Source organism: Methylocystis sp. ATCC 49242 (assembly GCF_000188155.2).
Taxonomy (GTDB): domain Bacteria; phylum Pseudomonadota; class Alphaproteobacteria; order Rhizobiales; family Beijerinckiaceae; genus Methylocystis.
In genome coordinates this window covers 2,631,915-2,651,452 of record NZ_KE124774.1, presented here as the reverse complement: position 1 = coordinate 2,651,452, position 19,538 = coordinate 2,631,915, and the positions used below count along the sequence as shown (strand labels likewise).

21 protein-coding genes and 1 pseudogene are annotated in these 19,538 nt (G+C 64.2%); 18 read left to right on the top strand and 4 right to left on the bottom strand.

Annotated features, from left to right (window positions below):
* Window positions 1–30: 30 nt before the first annotated feature.
* Window positions 31–420, bottom strand: a complete 390-nt coding sequence (locus tag MET49242_RS25790; protein WP_192815633.1) for a hypothetical protein — start codon at window positions 418–420, stop codon at window positions 31–33.
* 27 nt (window positions 421–447) lie between these two features.
* On the opposite strand from MET49242_RS25790, the pseudogene MET49242_RS26665 reads away from it, so the two are divergent.
* The 6 genes and pseudogenes from MET49242_RS26665 to MET49242_RS14925 form a co-directional block, all read left to right on the top strand.
* A pseudogene (locus tag MET49242_RS26665) lies at window positions 448–948 on the top strand (relaxase/mobilization nuclease domain-containing protein); the annotation flags it as partial.
* Between the two features lie 174 nt (window positions 949–1,122).
* Window positions 1,123–2,355, top strand: a complete 1,233-nt coding sequence (locus MET49242_RS26215; RefSeq protein WP_371212554.1) for a DUF3363 domain-containing protein — start codon at window positions 1,123–1,125, stop codon at window positions 2,353–2,355.
* A 480-nt stretch (window positions 2,356–2,835) separates the two neighbouring features.
* Window positions 2,836–3,753 carry a LysR family transcriptional regulator gene (locus tag MET49242_RS14940; protein WP_051134232.1) on the top strand — a complete coding sequence of 306 codons (918 nt, stop codon included), beginning with the start codon at window positions 2,836–2,838 and terminating at the stop codon, window positions 3,751–3,753.
* A gap of 98 nt (window positions 3,754–3,851) precedes the next feature.
* A complete protein-coding gene (locus MET49242_RS14935; RefSeq protein WP_036279258.1) occupies window positions 3,852–4,664 on the top strand; it encodes an IS5 family transposase in 813 nt (270 codons plus the stop codon).
* Window positions 4,665–4,770: 106 nt separating this feature from the next.
* Window positions 4,771–6,759: a conjugal transfer protein TraG gene (locus MET49242_RS14930; protein ID WP_036284004.1), complete on the top strand. Its 1,989-nt coding sequence runs from the start codon at window positions 4,771–4,773 to the stop codon at window positions 6,757–6,759.
* 10 nt (window positions 6,760–6,769) lie between these two features.
* Entirely contained in the window at window positions 6,770–7,252 is a 483-nt protein-coding gene (locus MET49242_RS14925) for a hypothetical protein (RefSeq protein WP_036284002.1), read from the top strand.
* A 56-nt stretch (window positions 7,253–7,308) separates the two neighbouring features.
* Here MET49242_RS14925 and MET49242_RS14920 read toward each other — a convergent pair whose 3' ends face one another.
* On the bottom strand, window positions 7,309–7,809 hold the full coding sequence (locus MET49242_RS14920) for a GNAT family N-acetyltransferase (RefSeq protein ID WP_036284000.1): 501 nt from the start codon (window positions 7,807–7,809) through the stop codon (window positions 7,309–7,311).
* Between the two features lie 9 nt (window positions 7,810–7,818).
* The gene (locus tag MET49242_RS14915; protein ID WP_036283998.1) at window positions 7,819–8,076 is read right to left on the bottom strand and encodes a YjhX family toxin; all 258 of its coding nucleotides are present in this window, start codon (window positions 8,074–8,076) and stop codon (window positions 7,819–7,821) included.
* A gap of 418 nt (window positions 8,077–8,494) precedes the next feature.
* Here MET49242_RS14915 and trbB point away from each other — a divergent pair, with 418 nt between their 5' ends.
* From trbB to MET49242_RS14860, 11 genes are read left to right on the top strand one after another with little or no spacing between them, the layout of a single operon-like run.
* Window positions 8,495–9,478 carry a P-type conjugative transfer ATPase TrbB gene (gene trbB, locus MET49242_RS14910; RefSeq protein ID WP_036283996.1) on the top strand — a complete coding sequence of 328 codons (984 nt, stop codon included), beginning with the start codon at window positions 8,495–8,497 and terminating at the stop codon, window positions 9,476–9,478.
* On the top strand, window positions 9,475–9,807 hold the full coding sequence (locus MET49242_RS14905; protein WP_036283994.1) for a TrbC/VirB2 family protein: 333 nt from the start codon (window positions 9,475–9,477) through the stop codon (window positions 9,805–9,807). The genes trbB and MET49242_RS14905 overlap by 4 nt, the downstream gene beginning before the upstream one ends.
* Entirely contained in the window at window positions 9,807–10,088 is a 282-nt protein-coding gene (locus tag MET49242_RS14900) for a VirB3 family type IV secretion system protein (RefSeq protein ID WP_036283992.1), read from the top strand. Before MET49242_RS14905 ends, MET49242_RS14900 begins: the two co-directional genes overlap by 1 nt.
* Before the next feature lie 13 nt (window positions 10,089–10,101).
* A complete protein-coding gene (gene trbE / locus MET49242_RS14895) occupies window positions 10,102–12,594 on the top strand; it encodes a conjugal transfer protein TrbE (RefSeq protein ID WP_036283990.1) in 2,493 nt (830 codons plus the stop codon).
* A complete protein-coding gene (gene trbJ, locus MET49242_RS14890; RefSeq protein ID WP_036283989.1) occupies window positions 12,591–13,355 on the top strand; it encodes a P-type conjugative transfer protein TrbJ in 765 nt (254 codons plus the stop codon). The genes trbE and trbJ overlap by 4 nt, the downstream gene beginning before the upstream one ends.
* A gap of 14 nt (window positions 13,356–13,369) precedes the next feature.
* The gene (gene trbK-alt / locus MET49242_RS14885) at window positions 13,370–13,657 is read left to right on the top strand and encodes a putative entry exclusion protein TrbK-alt (RefSeq protein ID WP_036283987.1); all 288 of its coding nucleotides are present in this window, start codon (window positions 13,370–13,372) and stop codon (window positions 13,655–13,657) included.
* A gap of 2 nt (window positions 13,658–13,659) precedes the next feature.
* Entirely contained in the window at window positions 13,660–15,045 is a 1,386-nt protein-coding gene (gene trbL, locus MET49242_RS14880; RefSeq protein WP_036283985.1) for a P-type conjugative transfer protein TrbL, read from the top strand.
* Window positions 15,042–15,731 (top strand): conjugal transfer protein TrbF, encoded by a 690-nt coding sequence (trbF, locus tag MET49242_RS14875; RefSeq protein ID WP_036283983.1) that lies wholly within the window; start codon window positions 15,042–15,044, stop codon window positions 15,729–15,731. Before trbL ends, trbF begins: the two co-directional genes overlap by 4 nt.
* The gene (gene trbG, locus MET49242_RS14870; RefSeq protein WP_036283981.1) at window positions 15,728–16,723 is read left to right on the top strand and encodes a P-type conjugative transfer protein TrbG; all 996 of its coding nucleotides are present in this window, start codon (window positions 15,728–15,730) and stop codon (window positions 16,721–16,723) included. Before trbF ends, trbG begins: the two co-directional genes overlap by 4 nt.
* On the top strand, window positions 16,720–17,850 hold the full coding sequence (locus tag MET49242_RS14865; RefSeq protein WP_036283979.1) for a TrbI/VirB10 family protein: 1,131 nt from the start codon (window positions 16,720–16,722) through the stop codon (window positions 17,848–17,850). Before trbG ends, MET49242_RS14865 begins: the two co-directional genes overlap by 4 nt.
* Window positions 17,851–17,852: 2 nt before the next feature.
* Window positions 17,853–18,074, top strand: a complete 222-nt coding sequence (locus MET49242_RS14860; protein ID WP_036283977.1) for a DUF2274 domain-containing protein — start codon at window positions 17,853–17,855, stop codon at window positions 18,072–18,074.
* Window positions 18,075–18,109: 35 nt separating this feature from the next.
* Here the strand turns inward: MET49242_RS14860 and MET49242_RS14855 are convergent, their stop codons facing one another.
* Window positions 18,110–18,574 (bottom strand): hypothetical protein, encoded by a 465-nt coding sequence (locus MET49242_RS14855; protein WP_144259647.1) that lies wholly within the window; start codon window positions 18,572–18,574, stop codon window positions 18,110–18,112.
* 168 nt (window positions 18,575–18,742) lie between these two features.
* On the opposite strand from MET49242_RS14855, the gene MET49242_RS14850 reads away from it, so the two are divergent.
* Entirely contained in the window at window positions 18,743–19,510 is a 768-nt protein-coding gene (locus tag MET49242_RS14850) for a hypothetical protein (protein WP_036283975.1), read from the top strand.
* The last annotated feature ends 28 nt before the right edge of the window (window positions 19,511–19,538 follow it).

Genomic DNA, 19,538 nt, shown 5'->3' with positions numbered 1-19,538 from the left:
GCGCTCGGCAACGCTGGTTTCAGCATCCAGTCAGGCACGTTTTTGCCCGGCTGGATTCCCGGCAGGAGGGGCAGAAAAGGCAGAAAGGGCGGAGGGCAAGATTAAAGAAGACGGCACCATGTCGGGCCGCTTCTGGAAATTGTTGTTGTCTGCACACTGTTTAGGTGGCCGATTCCGGCACCATGGTTTTGAGGGGCCGCGTGCCGCGATTTTGCGCAAAGCCTTGGCTTTGCAGAGTTTCGAGCGGCACCATAGGCCCATATCGGCCTGTTTTCGGCGGTTTTGGCTGGAGTCGCGCCCTTGAGCGCCGACGATGAAAACCGTTTCCGCCCGAAGCCCGGCCGCATCCGATCCGACACGCCGAAGGCCGGCAACACCAAGAGCTTTTTCACGCAGGTCAAGAAGATCACCCGCCAGCATCAGGCGGCAGCCTCCCGCGATCCTTCCATGCCGTCATCAGCCCGCCCGTCATCGCCGGGGCGGTCCCGCGCCACAGTCGCCAGCGGCAAGGGCGTGAAGCGCGGCCGAGGCGCGAGCTTCGTGCGCGCCCGCAACATCTCCGGCCATTGGCATCATCGCCAACCGGGCAGCCGCCGCGTGATCGTCAAGCAGCGCAGCGTCCGGGCCGCATGGAAGGGCGGTCGCGCCCGCGCGCATCTGCGCTATGTCCAGCGCGACGGCACGTCACGCGACGGCGAGCGCGGCCGGCTCTATTCGGCGACCGAGGACCGCGCCGATGGCGACGCCTTCCTTGATCGCGGCAAGGACGACCGCCACCAATTCAGATTCATCGTCTCACCCGAGGACGGCGCGGAGCTGTCGGACCTCACGGCCTACACCCGCGATTTCATGAAACAGGTGGAAGCGGACCTCGGCACGAAACTCGATTGGGTTGCCGTCAATCACTACAACACCGGCCATCCCCATGTGCATGTCATCATCAACGGCCGCGACGACATAGGCGGGGATCTAGTCATCAACGGCGACTATCTTTCCGCCGGCCTGCGCGAACGGGCCAGCGAGCTTGCGAGTCTGGAACTCGGCCCCGTCACCGAGATCGAGCAGACCCGCAAGCTGTCCGCCGAAATCGATCAAGACCGTTTCACCCGGATCGACCGCGCCATGGCCGAGGAAGCCGATGCCCGTTTCCTTGATCTGCGCCATGAGCCGGCAGCGCCGAGACGACAGTTCGAGCGGACGCTGCGTCTGCGCCGTCTCGGCAAGCTGGAGAAGATGGAGCTGGCGACCGAGCACGCGCCCGGCGTTTGGGAATTGAGCAAGGACATGGAGCCGGCCCTGCGCGAGTTGGGCGAGCGCGGCGACATTATCCGCACCATGCAGAAGGCGCTCGGCCCGCAGGGTGGCGAACGTGATCCCATGAGCTTCCAAATCCATGACGGAGCGCCAGAGACACCCATCGTCGGCCGCGTCGTGGACAAGCACCTTTCCGACGAGCTGGGCGAGAACCTGACAATCGTGGTGGACAGCATCGACGGCCGCACCCACCATATCGCCGGCATTGCACCCGAGCGGTTGGAGGACGCCCGCATCGGCAGCGTGATCCAGATCGGCCCGGCAGAGGTGGCGGCCCGGCCGTCCGACCGCACCATCACGACCATCGCCGAAGACGGCATCTATCGACCGAGCCGCCATCTGGAGCAGGCGAAATTCGAGGGTCGCGTTCCGGGCGGCGACTATGAGGGTTATGTCGATGCCCATGTGCGCCGGCTGGAGACGTTGCGCCGCGCCGGAATCGTCGAGCGCATCGACGCCGACCAATGGCGCATCCCCGATGATCTGCTCAGCCGCGCCGCGACCTATGACGCCGGCCGCGACCGGCAGGCCAGCGTGCGCGTCCTTTCTCCGCTCGATCTAGGCAAGCAGATCGGATCGGATGGCGCGACCTGGCTGGACCGACGATTGGTTCATGGCGAGACAGCCGACCTCGCGCCGGCCGGCTTCGGCCAGCAGGTGCGCGAGGCCATGGACCAGCGGCGCGAACATCATATCGAACAGGGCGATGCCACCCGAGCGCGGAACGGCCGCATCTTCTACCGAAGCAGCCTTCTCGCCACCCTGCGCGAGCGCGAGGTTGCCCGCGTCGGCGCGGAGATGGCAGAGAGCAAGGGCCTGCCGTTCCGCGCCGCCACGGACGGCGAGAACGTCAGCGGCAAGTTCACCGGCACCGTGCAGCTATCGAGCGGCAAGTTCGCCGTGGTCGAGAAATCCCATGAGTTCACGCTTGTCCCGTGGCGGCCGGTCATCGACCGCCAGCTCGGCCGCGAGGTCATGGGCGTCGTGCAAGGCGGATCAGTGTCGTGGCAACTCGGCAAAACACGAGGTCTTGGTGTGTGAATCAAACCTGCCTCGGTTGTATCGCCATCAAATTCTCCGGCGTTGACGATAAGGCACGCCGATGACTATCCTTTCCCTACCTACGATGGAGAGGCTTGTGTTGGAGATTGTGGCACGTCGCTAGCCGTTCGCGCTGACAGTGAGCGGCTTCGTGCTTGTCGGTTTGGGTCCGTGATCGGATAAGCGATTGCGGAGCGGCAAGCTATTGCGACGCTTGCAAGGCTTCTCCAATGCACAATCCAGAAAATACGCGGCATATGCTGCACGCCTCGTTGCGGGGCGGACGCATCCATTCAGGCCAGTTCACCGCCTACCGAAACCGCCATTTTGCCATTCGATCCGCGCGATTGGCTTGGGCGCTAGTCGCCAACGTCATTTCAGCCAGTTCGACTTTTTCTTATCTGTCGGAGCACCATCATGCGGCGCTCTAGGACAGATTCTCGCCAAGAATGGAAAACTTCCCTCGGGTTGCGAATACCCATGGTGTCACTAATTCAGACTCTCGCTGTTGCTGAATTTTTGAACTTTCGCCATGCTGCGAAGGCGCTTGGCGTTAGCCCGTCGAGTATGAGCGCACGGGTAAAGATGCTTGAGGAAGACCTTGGTGTTCTCCTATTTGAGCGCCATGCGCGAGGCGTCCGTCTGACAGAGGCCGGACTCCATTTCGTCGAACGTGTGGCGGCCGGCGTGGACCAACTCGACCATGCGGTGAAGGCAGCCGGCCTAGCAGCGTCAGGGGAATGCGGTCGCCTCCGCATTGGCGTCCACGCTCTGATTCCTCACAGCTTCCTCGCGGAACTAATCGGGCGATACCGGGAGGACTATCCCGGTATCGAGGTCGAGATGACAGAGGGAACGGCGCGCGATGCAATTATGCAGCTTCGTGCCGACCGTCTCGATATCGCATTTGTGGCCGGCTCGCCGGAGCCTCCCGACTGCCATTCTCGGCAGATATGGACTGAACCAATCATCGCAGCGTTGCCAGATCGGCATAGGCTAGCCTCACGGCCTGCTGTCACTTGGCCTGATCTAGCAGGCGAGACGTTCCTTGTTCGCGTCGGTGGCACAGGCCCGCAGGTGCACGATCATGTTGTCCTACGTCTTGCCGGACGCTGGCCCGCATCGTCGATTCAACGCTTCGATGTTGAACGCGGCACGTTGCTATCAATGGTCGGACAAGGCTTTGGCATAACCATCGCTGGAGCGGCTACATCGTTGTTGCCAACTTCGGGCGTGGTCTTCCTCCCAATTGCGGACGAGCCAGAGGCAATTCCTTTCTCGGCTGTATGGTCGCCGTTCAATCGGGGTGCGGCGCTGCGAAACCTGCTCAGTCTCGCAAACGAGATGGGGCGGTCGATCCGAGCGGAGAAGATTCCTGATTCGTCTCGACTAGAGTAGAGAAGCAACAGTGTGGGAGGGCACGGGGCTACCCGTCCTATTTGCCGCCGCTAGAGGGTGTTATGTACTTTGGTGATTGATTGTCTTAGTAGAATCGGATGTCTCCGATTCGCAAACCTTATCCGTCTGACGTCAGCGACGAAGAATGGTCGCTGGTTGCGCCTTATCTGACGCTCATGGACGAAGGCGCGCCGCAGCGTCAACATTCGCTGCGCGAGCTGTTCAACGGCCTGCGTTACGTGCTGCGCTACGGCATCGCCTGGCGCGCCATGCCCAACGATCTGCCGCCATGGTTCGCCGTGTATCAGCAATCGCAGCGCTGGCTGTCGGCGGGCGTGTTCGAGGCGCTTGCGCAGGATCTGCGCGCCCAGTTGCGCGTCGCTTCCGGGCGGGCGGCGGAGCCGACGGCGGCGATCATCGACAGCCGCACCTTGCGCTCGACCCCTGAGAGCGGCCCACGAGCGGGCTATGACGGCGCGAAGCGAAAGCGCGGCTCGAAGCTGCACATGGCAGTCGACACATTGGGCCATTTGCTGGCGTTGCATGTCACGCCGGCGAATGTCGATGACCGCGCCGAGGTCGGCAAGCTCATCGCAGCCGTGCAGGATGTGACAGGCGAAAGCGTCGAACTCGTTTATGTCGATCAGGGCTACACCGGCGAAAAGGCGTCCGAGGCCGCAAAGGCGCAGGGCGCCGAGCTTTGCGTCGTCAAACTCGCCGAGGCCAAAAAAGGCTTCGTGTTGCTGCCCAAGCGCTGGGTGGTCGAGCGTTCATTCGCCTGGGCGACGCGATGCAGGCGGCTCGTCAAAGACTACGAGCGCTATGCTCAGACCCTCGCAGGACTCCACGTCGTCGCCTTCGCATGTCTCATGCTCAAGCGCGCAGCAGATTTCATGATCCAAGGTGCATAACACCCTCTAGTATCCGGTAGCCCTCCCGCATCCTCTTTCAGGTTGCCTGTCGCATAATTGCCTACTCTCTGATCGGCTCCGTCTCTTTTGCCGACTGGAGCCTGCATTGCGCGGAGGCCGAATCCTTTGGGGTCAGATCGCTGTCGTCTTCACCATAGTTCTGGTGATGACGTGGGCCGCGACCCAATGGGTAGCGTTCCGCCTTGGCTTCCAGCCCCAGCTTGGCAATCCGTGGTTCGAGCTGGTTGGCCTGCCGGTCTATTATCCGCCGGCCTTCTTCTGGTGGTGGTTCTCGTTCGACGCCTATGCGCCCGCGATCTTCGTCGAGGGCGGCATCATCGCCGTATCGGGCGGCTTCCTCGCAATCGCCACCGCCATCCTCATGTCGATCATCCGGGCGCGGGAAGCGCGCAACGTCGCCACCTACGGATCGGCACGATGGGCCGAGGATCGAGAAATCCGCGCGGCCGGATTGCTCGGCCCCGATGGCGTCCTGCTCGGCCGATACGACCGGGAGTATCTGCGCCATGACGGTCCCGAGCATGTCCTATGCTTCGCCCCAACGCGCAGCGGCAAGGGCGTCGGGCTGGTGGTGCCGACGCTGCTGACATGGCCGGCATCCGCCATTGTCCACGACATAAAGGGCGAGAACTGGACGCTGACAGCCGGCTTCCGCGCGAAACATGGCCGGGTGTTGCTGTTCGATCCGACCAATGCCAGATCGTCGGCCTACAACCCGCTGCTGGAGGTCAGGCAAGGGGAATGGGAAGTCAGGGACGTGCAGAATATCGCGGATATTCTGGTCGATCCCGAAGGCAGTCTCGACAAGCGCAACCATTGGGAAAAGACCAGCCATAGCTTGCTGGTCGGTGCGATCCTGCATGTTCTCTATGCGGAGAAGGACAAGACGCTGGCCGGCGTCGCCAACTTCCTGTCCGATCCCCGCCGCCCGGTCGAGGCGACCTTGCGCGCCATGATGGACACGCCGCATCTCGGCGAGGCGGGCGTTCATCCCGTCATCGCGTCGTCGGCCCGCGAACTGTTGAACAAATCCGAGAACGAGCGGTCGGGCGTGCTCTCCACCGCCATGTCGTTTCTCGGCCTCTACCGCGATCCCGTGGTGGCGCGGGTGACAGCGCGTTGCGACTGGCGCATTGCCGATCTGGTCGGCAGTCGCCAGCCTGTCACGCTCTATCTGGTCGTGCCGCCGTCCGACATAAACCGCACCAAGCCGCTCATCCGCCTCATCCTCAACCAAATCGGCAGGCGGTTGACGGAGGAATTGACCACCTCCGGCAAGCGCCATCGCCTGCTGTTGATGCTCGATGAGTTTCCGGCATTGGGCAGGTTGGATTTTTTCGAGTCCGCCTTGGCCTTCATGGCGGGCTACGGCCTCAAGGGCTTTCTGATCGCGCAGAGTCTCAACCAGATCGAGCGCGCCTATGGGCCGAACAACGCGATCCTCGACAACTGCCATGTGCGCGTCAGCTTCGCCACAAACGACGAGCGCACCGCCAAGCGGGTGAGCGACGCGCTCGGCACCGCAACCGAGCTGCGCGATTCCACCAACTACGCCGGCCATCGCCTAGCACCATGGCTTGGGCATTTGATGGTGTCGCGGCAGGAGACGGCCCGGCCGCTGCTCACGCCGGGCGAAATCATGCAGCTTCCGCCTACGGACGAAATCGTCATGGTCGCGGGCACGCCGCCGATCCGCGCGACCAAGGCCCGCTATTTCGAGGACGCGCGGTTTCAGGAACGCATCCTGACCCCGCCCGATCTGGTCGCCGCTCCGCTGGCGCCCAGCCCATCGACCGATGACTGGTCTGGCCGCGCGGTCACGGCGGAAAGCCGTTGGGCAACGGTCGCCGCAGACGCGGCCGAGGGCGATCCGGCCAATGCCGGCATCCGCCGCGAGCCGGATTTGCCGGAGCATGAGGAAATCGTCACGCCGCTGCCATCGCCCGAACAGGAGTTCGAGTTTCTGGACGACGAGCCGGACGTTGACGCGGCCAAGGCCCGCGCCATGCGCCAGCGCATGAGGATGGTGGCGCGGCAGGTGGCGATGAACCCCGATGATGGAATCGACCTTTGAGGACACGCCCATGGCAACCAGAACCCGCCTGAATCTCTATTTCGACCCCGCGCTCATTCCACAGATCGAGGCGATGGCGCTGCGCCGCTCGGTGGCGCTGCGCCGCAATGTCTCGAAATCCGCCATCGTGGAGGCGGCGGTCATGTCCTACCTGTCCGGCGATGCCGACGACCAGCTTGAAGCGGCCATGTCGCGCCGCTTGGACAAGCTCGGCCGGCAGATCGACACGCTCGACCTAGATCTCGCCGTTCTCGGCGAGACGGTCGCGCAGTTCATCCATTTCTGGATGACCATCACGCCGCCGCTCACGGGAGCCGCACAATCCGCCGCCCGCGCGAAAGGCGCAGAGCGGTTCGAGGGCTTCATGCAGACCCTCGGCAAGCGTCTGGCGACGGGAGACAGGTTCCTCAAGGAGCTGTCGCGCGACGCCGAGGTTTTTGACCGTGATCCTGCCCAACCTGAAATTACCGATGCGAGCAAAACACAGCTTTAGCCCGCCATCATTAGGAATAGGCCGGGCTGCACCTGTTTGAAAACAGCCCGGCCTTTTTATCCCTGTTGATCCAGACCGAATGCCGGATGATGGATCAGTTCGCCGCGAGGCTCATTGCCGTCGAATGGTAAGGCTTGGACGACCTCGGGTGGAACGCCAGCTACGCCCAATTCGGGGAAGGCCCGAAAGCCGAACCGGCTATAGTAGGCGGGATCGCCCACCAGCGCTGCGCCCTTGCTCGTCGCCCGCAGTCGCTTGAGTGCTTCGGCCATCAGAGCCGTGCCGATACCCTGACGATGCCTTGTAGGCAGAACAGCAAGCGGGCCGATCAGACCCCAACCATCTTGCGACCCGATCCGTGCCGCAGAGCCGGCGAGATAACCAATCACTTTGCCTTCATCCTCGGCGACAAGCGAGAGGGTAAGTGCCCCCTCCGCTCTTAGCCTTTCAACGATGCCTGCCTCGGTTCCGGTGGATTGCGCAAGTATCTTTAGGGCTTCGGTGACGACGCGGCTAATTGCCGGTATGTCATCGATAGTTTCGTTACGGATCAGCATGTAGCTTCCTTAGCGGTTGTCGAGTTGAGCGCGAACGGAGCGCCGGCCCCTATCCGAAATTCGATAGGGGCTGGACGCTTTGGATTCTATCAGGCGCTTGCGTCGGAGTTTGGCGAAGACCTCTGGCGTGCAATCAGTCAGCACATGACCGTCGCGCGTAAAGCAGAGGACTTCAATGATGCGGCCGTTGTCGGCACGTTGATGACGGATACAACCGCCCTGCGCCAGCACGTGTAGAACGCGCTGTTCGCTGCGTGAGATGTTCATGGATTAAGCCTGCGAAAAATACACCTATGCACCCTCGCAGCTCACGATGACGCGCATCGTGGTGGGTAGGATGCAGCTAGATGCCTCGACCAGTCGAGACAATCAGCAGGTTTTCACAAGCTCCAACATCTACAATTCCATGCTTGGATGGACCGAACGGCCGCGATCTAAACCACGAACATCTGTATCGTCAACAGCAACTTCTCACGATTCGATTCATGCTTGGAGTGCCGCGCGAGCACGGAGCCGGGTTGCCATGGCCTCGACAAGCAAAGGCTGACCCATCCTATTTACCGCCGTTCGCCGCCGATCACCGCACGCAGCTAGATACTTGTTGAACCGGCCCAATTTGGGCCTCTCTTAATCGACCCCGATCCGGGGATCGTCTGTCGCGTCCCCACCAGAAGCCGGGGCCGACATGACCACCAACCATCAAAGATCGGAAGCGATCCAGCGCGGCGCGCGCATGTTGCGCACCGCGCTCGGCCCCGCCATTGCCCGGCTGCTCGAAGACCCGGCCGTGGTCGAGGTGATGTTGAACCCGGACGGCCGCCTTTGGGTGGACCGGCTATCCGAAGGGCTTTCCGACACGGGCGAACGGCTGTCCGCCGCCGATGGCGAACGCATCGTGCGGCTGGTCGCGCATCATGTCGGCGCGGAGGTTCATGCCCGCAGCCCGCGTGTCTCTGCCGAGTTGCCGGAGAGCGGGGAGAGGTTCGAGGGCCTGTTGCCACCCGTGGTTGCCGCCCCGACCTTCGCCATCCGCAAGCCCGCCAGCATCGTGTTCAGCCTCGACGACTATGTGGCAGCAGGCATTATGTCCGGCGATCAGGCGGAAACGCTGCGTGAAGCCGTTGCAGCCCGCGCCAATATCTTGGTGGCGGGCGGCACCAGCACCGGCAAGACCACGCTGACCAACGCGCTGCTCGCCGAGGTGGCGAAGACGCAGGATCGCGTCGTCATCATCGAGGATACGCGCGAGCTGCAATGCGCCGCGTCCAACCTTGTTGCCATGCGGACAAAAGACGGGGTGGCGACGCTTTCCGATCTGGTCCGGTCCTCGCTGCGCCTGCGCCCCGACCGCATCCCCATTGGCGAGGTGCGCGGTTCCGAAGCCCTCGACCTTCTGAAAGCGTGGGGCACGGGCCATCCGGGCGGGATCGGCACCATCCATGCCGGCACCGGCATCGGTGCGCTCCGTCGCCTTGAACAGCTCATCCAAGAGGCTGTCGTCACGGTCCCGCGCGCCCTGATCGCCGAGACTATCGACCTTGTTGCCGTTCTTTCCGGGCGCGGTTCCGCGCGCCGGCTGGCCGAGCTTGCCCGCGTCGAGGGGCTGGGGCCGGACGGCGACTACCGCATCAACCGCGCAATCCAAACCAGCACAGGAGAATCTTCATGATCCGCATTTTTTCGCGTGGCTATCGTCGCATGGCGACTGCCGCATCCACCCTTGTCATCAGCCTCATGCTCGCTCCGGCCGCCCATGCGTCCGGTTCGTCGATGCCGTGGGAAGCCCCGCTCCAGAGCATCCTTCAGTCCATCGAGGGGCCGGTCGCCAAGATCATCGCCGTCATCATCATCATCGTGACCGGCCTGACCCTCGCGTTCGGCGATACGGGCGGCGGCTTCCGCAAGCTGATCCAGATCGTGTTCGGCCTCAGCATCGCGTTCGCGGCGTCCAGCTTCTTCCTGTCGTTCTTCTCGTTCGGCGGCGGGGCGCTCATCTGATGGCGGGCAGCCTCGAACAACTCGACGCGGTGCCGGGCTTCTCCGTCCCGGTCCACCGGGCGCTGACCGAGCATATCCTGCTCGGCGGCGCACCGCGCGCCATCGCCATCATGAACGGAACGCTGGCCGGGGCCGTTGGCCTCGGCCTGCGCCTCTGGCTGGTCGGCATCGCCATCTGGGCAATCGGCCATTTCGCGGCCGTATGGGCCGCCAAGCGCGATCCCCTCTTTGTCGAGGTCGGGCGGCGGCATCTCCGCATCCCCGGCCATCTGGCGGTTTGAGGGAGGCGCGTCGATGATGAACCTTGCCGAATACCGCCGCACCGCGACCCGGCTCGCCGACTATCTGCCATGGGCGGCGCTGGTCGGCTCCGGCGTCGTCTTGAACAAGGACGGCAGTTTTCAGAGGACGGCGAAGTTTCGCGGTCCCGATCTGGATTCCGCCGTCGCCGCCGAGCTGGTCGCCGTCGCCGGCCGCATCAACAACGCCGTGCGCCGTCTCGGCTCCGGCTGGAGCATCTTCGTCGAGGCGCAGCGCAGCGAGGCTGCGACCTATCCCGACAGCACATTTCCCGATGCCGCGTCGGCGCTGGTCGATGCAGAGCGCAAAGCAGGTTTCGAGGAAGCGGACGCGCATTTCGTGTCGGGCTACTTCCTGACCTTCCTCTATCTGCCCCCGGCCGAGGAAGCCGCACGCGCCGAAACATGGCTCTACGAGGGCCGGGAGAAAACCGGCGTGGACCCGTGGGAGCTGTTGCGCGGCTTCATCGACCGCACCGACCGCGTGCTGGCCTTGCTCGACGGTTTCATGCCCGAGTGCCGTTGGATGGATGACGGCGCGACGCTCACCTATCTCCATTCCGCCATCTCGACCAACCGACATCGCGTGCGCGTGCCCGAGGTGCCGATGCACCTCGACGCGCTGCTCGCCGACCAGCCGTTGACCGGCGGGCTGGAGCCGCGCCTTGGCGGCGCGCATCTGCGCGTCCTGACCATCGTGGGATTCCCCACCGCGACGACGCCCGGCCTGCTGGACGAGATGAACCGGCTGCCGTTCCCGTATCGCTGGAGCACGCGGGCGATCCTGCTCGATAAGACCGACGCCACGCGGCTGCTGACCCGCATCCGCCGCCAATGGTTTGCCAAACGCAAGTCAATCGCCGCGATCTTGAAGGAGGTAATGACCAACGAGGCGTCCGCGCTGGTGGACACCGACGCCGCGAACAAGGCGCTCGACGCCGACATGGCCCTGCAGGAACTCGGCGCGGACGTGGCGGGCATGGCCTACGTCACGGCCACTGTTACCGTTTGGGATGCCGACCCGCGCATTGCCGACGAGAAGCTGCGCCTGGTCGAGAAGATCGTTCAGGGCCGCGACTTCACCGCCATGCCCGAGACCGTCAACGCGGTTGACGCATGGCTCGGTAGCCTGCCCGGACACGCCTACGCCAATGTCCGCCAGCCGCCCATCAGCACTTTGAATCTCGCCCACATGATCCCGCTTTCAGCGGTGTGGGCGGGGCCGGAACGGGACGAGCATTTCGGTGCACCCCCTTTGCTCTTTGGAAAGACCGTAGGCTCAACCCCGTTCCGGCTAAGTCTCCATGTCGGCGACGTAGGCCACACCCTTGTCGTCGGCCCCACGGGCGCGGGCAAATCCGTGTTGCTCGCCCTCATGGCCTTGCAGTTCCGGCGCTATGCGGCCAGCCAAGTCTTCGCCTTCGACTTCGGCGGCAGCATCCGCGCCGCCGCGCTCGCCATGGGCGGGGATTGGCACGATTTGGGCGGTGGCCTCACGGAAGGGGACGAGGCGTCCGTTTCGCTCCAGCCGCTTGCCCGCATCCACGACACCTATGAACGCGCTTGGGCGGCAGACTGGATTGCCGCCATCCTCATGCGCGAAGGCATCGCCATCACGCCCGAGGTCAAAGAGTATCTTTGGACGGCGCTGACTTCGCTCGCTTCCGCGCCGGTCGAGGAACGCACGATCACCGGCCTTGCGGTGCTGTTGCAATCCAACGATCTGAAACAGGCGCTCCGGCCGTTCTGCGTCGGCGGTGCCTATGGCCGGCTGCTCGACGCCGAGGCGGAACATCTCGGCTCGGCCGATGTGCAAGCCTTCGAGATCGAGGGCCTTGTCGGGACCGGCGCGGCCCCGGCCGTGCTCGCCTATCTGTTCCATCGCATCGGCGACCGACTCGACGGGCGGCCGACGCTGCTCATCATCGACGAGGGTTGGCTTGCGCTGGACGACGAGGGTTTCGCCGGCCAGCTCCGCGAATGGCTGAAAACGCTGCGCAAGAAAAACGCCAGCGTCATCTTCGCCACGCAAAGCCTGTCCGACATCGACGGCAACAACATCGCGCCCGCGATTATCGAGAGCTGCCCGACGCGGCTCTTGCTGCCAAACGAGCGGGCCATAGAACCGCAGATCACGGCCATCTATCGCCGCTTCGGCCTTAATGACCGCCAGATCGAAATCCTCGCAGGGGCCACGCCCAAACGGGATTACTACTGCCAAAGCCGCAGGGGCAATCGCCTGTTCGAGCTTGGCCTGTCCGAAGTCGGCCTCGCGCTCTGCACCGCATCCGCCAAATCCGATCAGACGCTCATCGCGCAGATCGTCGCCGAACACGGCCGCGATGGCTTCCTCGCCGCATGGCTACAGGCGCGCGGCGTCGATTGGGCGGCCGAGCTGATCCCCAACCTCACCAATCTCGCCGACCGACCGGAATCCGCCGCGCCGGCCCGGCTCGATAGCCACCCCACGCAGGAGATTCATCCATGACCTATTCCAAGATCGTCGGGGCCTCGGCCCTCGCGCTGACGCTCGCCGTGCCCGTCGCACTTTCGCCCATGCTGGCAAGCCCGGCCCATGCGCAATGGATCGTCTATGACCCGACCAACTACGTCCAAAACGTGCTTACGGCAGCAAGGACGCTGGAGCAGATCAACAACCAGATTCAGAGCCTCCAGAACGAGGCGACAATGCTCATCAATCAGGCCCGTAATCTGGCGAGCCTGCCATATTCCTCGCTCCAGCAGCTTCAACAGAACGTCCGGCGCACACAGCAGCTTCTCGGGCAAGCGCAGAACATCGCCTTCGAGGTCGGACAGATCGACCAAGCGTTTCAGCAGCGTTATGGCAATGTCTCGCTTTCGGCGACCGACGCCCAACTGGTCGCCGACGCGCGCAGTCGCTGGGAGAACACGGTCGGCGGCTTGCAGGACGCGATGCGCGTTCAGGCGGGGGCAGTCGGAAACATCGACGCCAACCGTGCCGAGATGGCGGCGCTTGTCGGCCAGAGCCAAGGCGCAGCCGGCGCGCTGCAAGCCACGCAGGCCGGCAATCAACTGTTGGCCCTCCAGTCGCAGCAGCTTTCCGACCTGATCGCGGTCATCTCGGCGAACGGCCGTGCGGACGCGCTGACAGAGGCCGAGCGCGCAACCGCCGCCGAACAGGGACGCATCCAGCGTGAGCGGTTCCTGACACCCGGCAGCGGCTACCAGCCGGGCAACGCGCAGATGTTCAACAACGGCAACAACTGACCGGGAGGCTCGCCATGGACGGCAAGATGCTGGCGCGGCTCGGGGCCGTTGTATTCATCGCCATCGCCGTCACGGCGACCGCAATCGACATGGTGCGGAAGGATGAACCTTCCGCGCCACGGCCCGCATCGGCCCTCCAGCCCCCGGCCGATCCGCTGCGCGCCACCTTGCGCCGTTGTCAGCAGCTCGGCGAGGCGGCGGCGAGCGATGCCGACTGCCTCGCCGCTTGGACTGAATCCCGCGACCGCTTTCTCGGCCGCACGTCAGCGCCGGCCGCGCCGCAGTCCAGCGAGGGGCGCTGACCATGGGGAACACGGGCGTTATCGACAATTTCCTCGGAGTCTTCACCAGCTACATAGATTCCGGTTTCGGCCTGCTCGGCGGCGAAGTCGCCTTCATAGCCACCACCCTGATCGTCATCGACGTGACGCTCGCCGCGCTCTTTTGGGCATGGGGCGCGGATGACGACATTATCGCCCGGCTGGTCAAAAAGACGCTGTTCATCGGCGTCTTCGCCTACATCATCGGCAATTGGAACAATCTCGCCCGGATCGTTTTCGAGAGCTTCGCCGGTCTCGGCCTGATGGCGTCGGGCACCAGCTTTTCCGTCACCGACCTGATGCGGCCGGGCCGCGTGGCGCAGACCGGCCTCGATGCCGGCCGGCCGCTGCTCGAATCCATTTCCGACCTGATGGGCTGGATCGCCTTCTTTGAAAACTTCATCCAGATCGCGTGCCTGCTGTTCGCATGGGCGCTGGTGGTGCTGGCCTTCTTCATCCTTGCCATCCAGCTTTTCGTGACGCTGATCGAGTTCAAGCTGACCACGCTCGCCGGCTTCGTCCTGATCCCCTTCGGCCTGTTCGGCAAGACCGCCTTCATGGCCGAGAAGGTCTTGGGCAATGTGGTGTCGTCCGGCATCAAGGTTCTGGTGCTCGCCGTCATCATCGGCATCGGCAGCACCTTGTTTTCGCAATTCACGGCCGGTTTCGGCGGTGCGACCCCGACCATCGACGACGCCATGGCAATCGTGCTCGCCGCGCTGTCGCTGCTCGGCCTCGGCATCTTCGGCCCCGGCATCGCCAACGGCATCGTCTCGGGCGGCCCGCAGCTTGGCGCAGGCGCAGCAGTAGGAACCGGCCTCGCTGCCGGCGGCATGGTGCTCGCGGGCGGTGCGGCTGCCGGTGGCGGTGCCATGCTTGCCGCAAAGGGTGGCGCTGCCGCCCTGTCCGGTGGAGCCGCGGCCGTTCGCGGCGGCGCAACGGCCGCGGGCGCAGCGACCGCTGCCTATAGCCTCGGCTCGCTCGGCCAGACCGGCGCGGCCGGTGTCGCTTCCGGCCTCGGCGGTGTCGCCCGAGCGGCAGGCTCGGCCGCTATCTCGCCGCTCAAGCGCGCGGCCTCCAGCGCAGCATCGCAAGCAGGCGAAAGCGTCAAGTCCAGCTTCTCCGCTGGCGCAAAGGCCGGCTTCGGCGCGACTGGCGGCAGCTCGACCATGGGCACGGTCGGCGGTGCGAGTGCCGATCCCGCAGCCGCTCCATCCGGCCCGGCGGGCAGCCCTCCGGCATGGGCGCAGCGGATGCAGCGCCGGCAGGCCCTCAACCACGGCACCACCATGACCGCCCATGCCGTCCGCTCCGGCGACAGCCACGGCTCCGGTTCCTCCGTCAACCTTTCCGAAAGTGACCGCTCATGAGCATCTTCAAACGACCAACAACCCATTACGGCAAATCGCCGGAACCCGAGACGCCCTATCAGAAGGCCGCGCAGGCATGGGACGAGCGTATCGGCTCGGCCCGCGTGCAGGCGAGGAACTGGCGGCTCATGGCCTTCGGCTCCCTGATCCTTTCGGCCGGCTTCGCCTCGGCGCTGGTCTGGCAGTCCGCACGCGGGACCGTGGTGCCGTGGGTGGTGCAAGTCGATAATCTAGGACAGGCGCAGACCGTCGCGCCTGCCAACGCCGACTATCGGCCGACCGATCCGCAGATTGCTTTCCATCTCGGCCGATTCATCGAGCAGGTGCGCGCGATCCCGGCCGACGCGATCATTGTCCGCCAGAACTGGCTTCGCGCCTATGAGTGGACCACGGATCGCGGCGCGGCGGCGCTCAACGATTACGCCCGCGCCAATGATCCTTTCGCCAAGGTCGGCCGTCAGCAGGTCGCCGTCGAAGTCTCGAGCGTCATCCGCGCATCGCCGAACAGCTTCCGGGTGGCGTGGACCGAACGCCATTTCGAGAACGGCCAGCTTTCGACTACCGAACGGTGGACGGCCATCCTCACCATCGTCATCCAACCGCCGCGCGACGCCGAGCGTCTGCGCGCCAATCCGCTGGGAATCTACGTCAATGCAATTTCGTGGTCGCGGGAGATGAGCCAATGAGGACGATCACCCGCACCCCGACAATTGCGGCCGTGCTGCTGTCGGCCACCATGCTCGCAGGCTGCGCCACCAACCGGACGCCGCAATTCAGCTACGATGCCAGCGTGCCGCCGCTGCCGACCGTGCAGGCGACAGCAGCCGACAACAAGCCCCGGCCGTTGCATGTGCCCCCGGCATGGACCGTCGCACGCGGCGGCACGGCTGCCGGCACGCCGACCGGCCGCGTCGAGAACGCCAATGCCGCCGCCCGCGTCGAGCCACGCCGGGAAGGCTACTACAATGCGATCCAGATATATCCGTGGAGCGAAGGCGCGCTCTATCAGGTCTATGCCGCTGTCGGGCAGATCACGACCATTGCGCTTGAGCCGGGCGAGAGCCTGACAGGCGCGGGTCCGATCGCGGCCGGTGACACCGCCCGCTGGATCATCGGCGACAGCGAGAGCGGCAGCGGTGCGACCCGCCGCGTCCATATCCTTGTCAAACCCACGCGACCGGACATTTCCACGAACCTTGTCGTCACCACTGACCACCGCACTTACATGATCGAGCTGCGCGCGCGGGAATCGCTCTATATGCCGGCCGTCGCGTGGGCCTATCCAACGCCGCGAGTAGGCCAGCGCCAGAGCGTCCCGGCTGCGCCGATCATCCCGGCCGAGGCCGCGAGGAACTACCGCTACGGCCTGACAGGCGACAGCCCGCCATGGCGGCCCATTTCTGTCTTCGACGATGGCAGGCGCGTCTATGTCGTCTTCCCGGCCGGGATCGTGCAGGGCGAGATGCCGCCAATCTTCGTGCTCGGCACGAACGGCGAACCGCAGATCGTCAACAGCCGAGTCCACCAGAACGTCCTGATCGTGGACCGCCTGTTCGGCGCGGCCGAGCTGCGCCTTGGCAGCGGCGACCGACAGCAGGTGGTCAGGATCGTCCGTATCAACCCGACGCAGGCCGCCGCCGCGCAGCCCGCCAGCGCGACCGGAGACACCCCGTCATGACCGACAACACTATCGCAGATACTGCTCCGACCATGCGCCTGCGCGCCGAGCCGCCCCGCGTCACCCGCCTGTCCCGCAAGATGCTGGCAGGAGTTGGCGCTGTCGCGCTTCTCGGCATAGGCGGCGCGCTTATTTACGCGCTCCAGACCCGCGACGGGGGACAGGGCAGCGAAGAACTTTATTCGACCGAGAACCGGCCCACGGCGGATGGCCTGTCCGGCCTGCCGCGCGACTATACCGGCCCGGTGCTCGGCCCCGCGCTGCCCGGAGACCTCGGCCGTCCGATTCTCGATGCACAGAACCGGGGACAGCCGGTCGCGCCGCCCGTCATGACGACACCCGCCGTCGATCCCGAGGAACAGCGCCGTCTCGCCGAGGAAGAAGCCGCGCGGTTGAGCACCGTGTTCTTTCAGTCCGGCCCGCGCGCGGGAGCGCCAGCCGGAACGGCCATGCCCGGTCTTGCCGGTCTCGGCGGACAGCCCACAACACAGAATCGGCATACAGCGTTTCTCAAGGGGCCGGTGGACCGACAGACGGTCGCGCCGGATCGCGTCACGCCGCCAGCCTCGCCCTATATCCTTCAGGCCGGAGCCGTGATTCCCGCCGCGCTCATTACCGGCATCCGTTCCGATCTGCCCGGCCAGATCACCGCGCAGGTGACGGAGAACGTCTATGACAGTCCCACCGGCTCGCTGCTCCTGATTCCGCAGGGAACGCGCATCATCGGCCAGTATGATGACGGCGTGACCTTCGGCCAGCGCCGCGTGTTGCTGGTGTGGAACCGCCTGATCCTGCCGGGCGGCCGTTCCATCATTCTGGAGCGCCTGCCGGGCGCGGACGCCAGCGGTTACGCCGGCCTTGAGGATGGCGTCGATTATCATTGGTGGGATGTGATGAAGGCCGCAGGGCTGTCCACGCTGCTCGCAGTCGGCACGGAGCTGGCGACGAGTGACGAGGACCGGCTTATCCGCGCCATCCGTGACGGCGCACAGGATACCGTCAATCAGGCGGGCCAGCAGATCGTCCAGCGCCAGTTGCAGGTCGCGCCCACGCTGACCATCCGGCCGGGCTTCCCGGTTCGCATCATCGTGACCCGCGACCTTGTGTTCGAGCCGGCAGGAGGTTGACCATGACCAAGCTGAAACTCGGCCCGCTGCCCGACGACAAGCCCGTGAAAGTGACGGTGGAGCTGCCCGCGCCGCTCCACCGCGATCTGGTCACCTATGCCGAGGTGCTGGCCCGCGAAACAGGCCAGCCCGCCGCCGATCCAGTGAAACTGATCGTGCCGATGCTGGAGCGGTTCATTGCCACGGATCGCGGCTTCGCCAAGGCGCGGCGCTCGGCTGGCTGAACCCGAGTTTTTGAACGGGACTGACAATCGGATGACTATCGCTCTCTCGCATGGCCCTCATATTCGCCGCCGATCTTGCGTTCGAACAACACACCTTCCTGTCGCCGCAGCGCCGCCGCAAGTTCGTCAGACAGCGACAGATTTATTGTCGCAAGCCTGATCGACTTTTTTCGGCCAACCACATCGGCAATGACGTCAATCTCGTAGGAGCCGGGTTCGAAGCGGTAGCCGGATTCATGAACGGACAGAACGAAATGGTGGTTGGCGGCGAGGCCGGTTCGGCTGATATGTAGTCCGCTACCGGCCGATAGCTTTTCCGCTTCGCCATAGCCCCAGAAGCTGAAAATCCGCTCGTCCTTGCCGCGACGAACTTTGGCATACATGCCTTCAACGACCTGTCCACGTGTGGCCGTGCTGTATAGCAGCGTCCGCAAGAATACCTTTGGCGTGGGCTTGGGAACCTCGTCGAAGCCGAAAAACACAATAGTCGGCTTCGTCATCCTCAGACGCCCGCGATCCATGAAAGCGAGCCAGAACGTGCCGAGCGAGATCGCCAACGATACGAGCGATATGGGGATGCTGATATATTCCATGTCGTTACATAGCGCGAAACTCGATTCGACAGGAACAGCAATGAAACAAGCCGCATCTGCCGTTATGCTGAAACGATGACCCGATCAGCGCCAGAATGGTTCAAGCTCAACGAGGAAGCTACTTCGCAGATCATGCGCCGCATCGCTGATGCCGTATCGGCCAACGAGATGACCCTGCAAGTAAAGTCAGCGCCCATGCTGGCTCACTGGTTCATCCTCGATACGCTTCTTCTGGCGAACCAGGCGAACCGCGATGGAATGCACGCCAACGCGCTCGCGCTAACACGTCAATGCGTTGAGGCAATCGGTGTTGTCGAACTGGGCGTGTGCGGCCATCCTGACGCCGAAGCGACGTTGCTCAAATGGGAAGCGGACGAACTGACGGCTGGCAAGCTGCGGGCATGGCTGCAAGCGCACGTTTGGCCGGGTTACGGATCAGGGCTTTGGAACGAGCCTTGGTTCACATTCATGCGAGAGTTTGCCGGCGCGGTCCAACCCTACGCGCACTACGGTCGCGGCCTCGCACAATGGCAATTTCGACTTCATCGCTTCCAAGACGCGGACGAGCCGAACGCGGACTCCCATGCGATCATCGAGATGCGGCCGCGTGCCTATGATGCTCAGAAGGCAACTCGCATCACATTGTTCCACGCTTTGCTTTCTTACGTGCTCGGCCGAATTTGGCAGGCGGCGAACCCTGCCGATGCAGAGTTCACCGCTCTGATGGCGCGGCTGGGCTTGGCGCTCGGTAAGTCTCGTTACCTCGACGGACACCAAACCGATTGGAGCCGGCAGTTCTGGGCGATGGTCTGGGAACGCGGCGGCGGAACGATCCTCGAATAGCTCCAATAACATTGCGGCGGCAATCAAA

Coding starts and splice junctions, on each gene's coding strand:
- MET49242_RS14900 (WP_036283992.1), top strand. CDS start 9,807: ATGGCGGGCAGCCTCGAACAACTCGACGCGGTGCCGGGCTTCTCCGTC.
- MET49242_RS14915 (WP_036283998.1), bottom strand. CDS start 8,076: ATGAACATCTCACGCAGCGAACAGCGCGTTCTACACGTGCTGGCGCAG.
- trbE (WP_036283990.1), top strand. CDS start 10,102: ATGATGAACCTTGCCGAATACCGCCGCACCGCGACCCGGCTCGCCGAC.
- MET49242_RS14925 (WP_036284002.1), top strand. CDS start 6,770: ATGGCAACCAGAACCCGCCTGAATCTCTATTTCGACCCCGCGCTCATT.
- MET49242_RS14855 (WP_144259647.1), bottom strand. CDS start 18,574: ATGACGAAGCCGACTATTGTGTTTTTCGGCTTCGACGAGGTTCCCAAG.
- trbF (WP_036283983.1), top strand. CDS start 15,042: ATGAGCATCTTCAAACGACCAACAACCCATTACGGCAAATCGCCGGAA.
- trbJ (WP_036283989.1), top strand. CDS start 12,591: ATGACCTATTCCAAGATCGTCGGGGCCTCGGCCCTCGCGCTGACGCTC.
- MET49242_RS26215 (WP_371212554.1), top strand. CDS start 1,123: ATGGCCGAGGAAGCCGATGCCCGTTTCCTTGATCTGCGCCATGAGCCG.
- trbL (WP_036283985.1), top strand. CDS start 13,660: ATGGGGAACACGGGCGTTATCGACAATTTCCTCGGAGTCTTCACCAGC.
- MET49242_RS14860 (WP_036283977.1), top strand. CDS start 17,853: ATGACCAAGCTGAAACTCGGCCCGCTGCCCGACGACAAGCCCGTGAAA.
- trbG (WP_036283981.1), top strand. CDS start 15,728: ATGAGGACGATCACCCGCACCCCGACAATTGCGGCCGTGCTGCTGTCG.
- trbB (WP_036283996.1), top strand. CDS start 8,495: ATGACCACCAACCATCAAAGATCGGAAGCGATCCAGCGCGGCGCGCGC.
- MET49242_RS14935 (WP_036279258.1), top strand. CDS start 3,852: ATGTCTCCGATTCGCAAACCTTATCCGTCTGACGTCAGCGACGAAGAA.
- MET49242_RS14905 (WP_036283994.1), top strand. CDS start 9,475: ATGATCCGCATTTTTTCGCGTGGCTATCGTCGCATGGCGACTGCCGCA.
- MET49242_RS14865 (WP_036283979.1), top strand. CDS start 16,720: ATGACCGACAACACTATCGCAGATACTGCTCCGACCATGCGCCTGCGC.
- MET49242_RS14850 (WP_036283975.1), top strand. CDS start 18,743: ATGACCCGATCAGCGCCAGAATGGTTCAAGCTCAACGAGGAAGCTACT.
- trbK-alt (WP_036283987.1), top strand. CDS start 13,370: ATGGACGGCAAGATGCTGGCGCGGCTCGGGGCCGTTGTATTCATCGCC.
- MET49242_RS14920 (WP_036284000.1), bottom strand. CDS start 7,809: ATGCTGATCCGTAACGAAACTATCGATGACATACCGGCAATTAGCCGC.
- MET49242_RS25790 (WP_192815633.1), bottom strand. CDS start 420: ATGCTGGCGGGTGATCTTCTTGACCTGCGTGAAAAAGCTCTTGGTGTT.
- MET49242_RS14940 (WP_051134232.1), top strand. CDS start 2,836: ATGGTGTCACTAATTCAGACTCTCGCTGTTGCTGAATTTTTGAACTTT.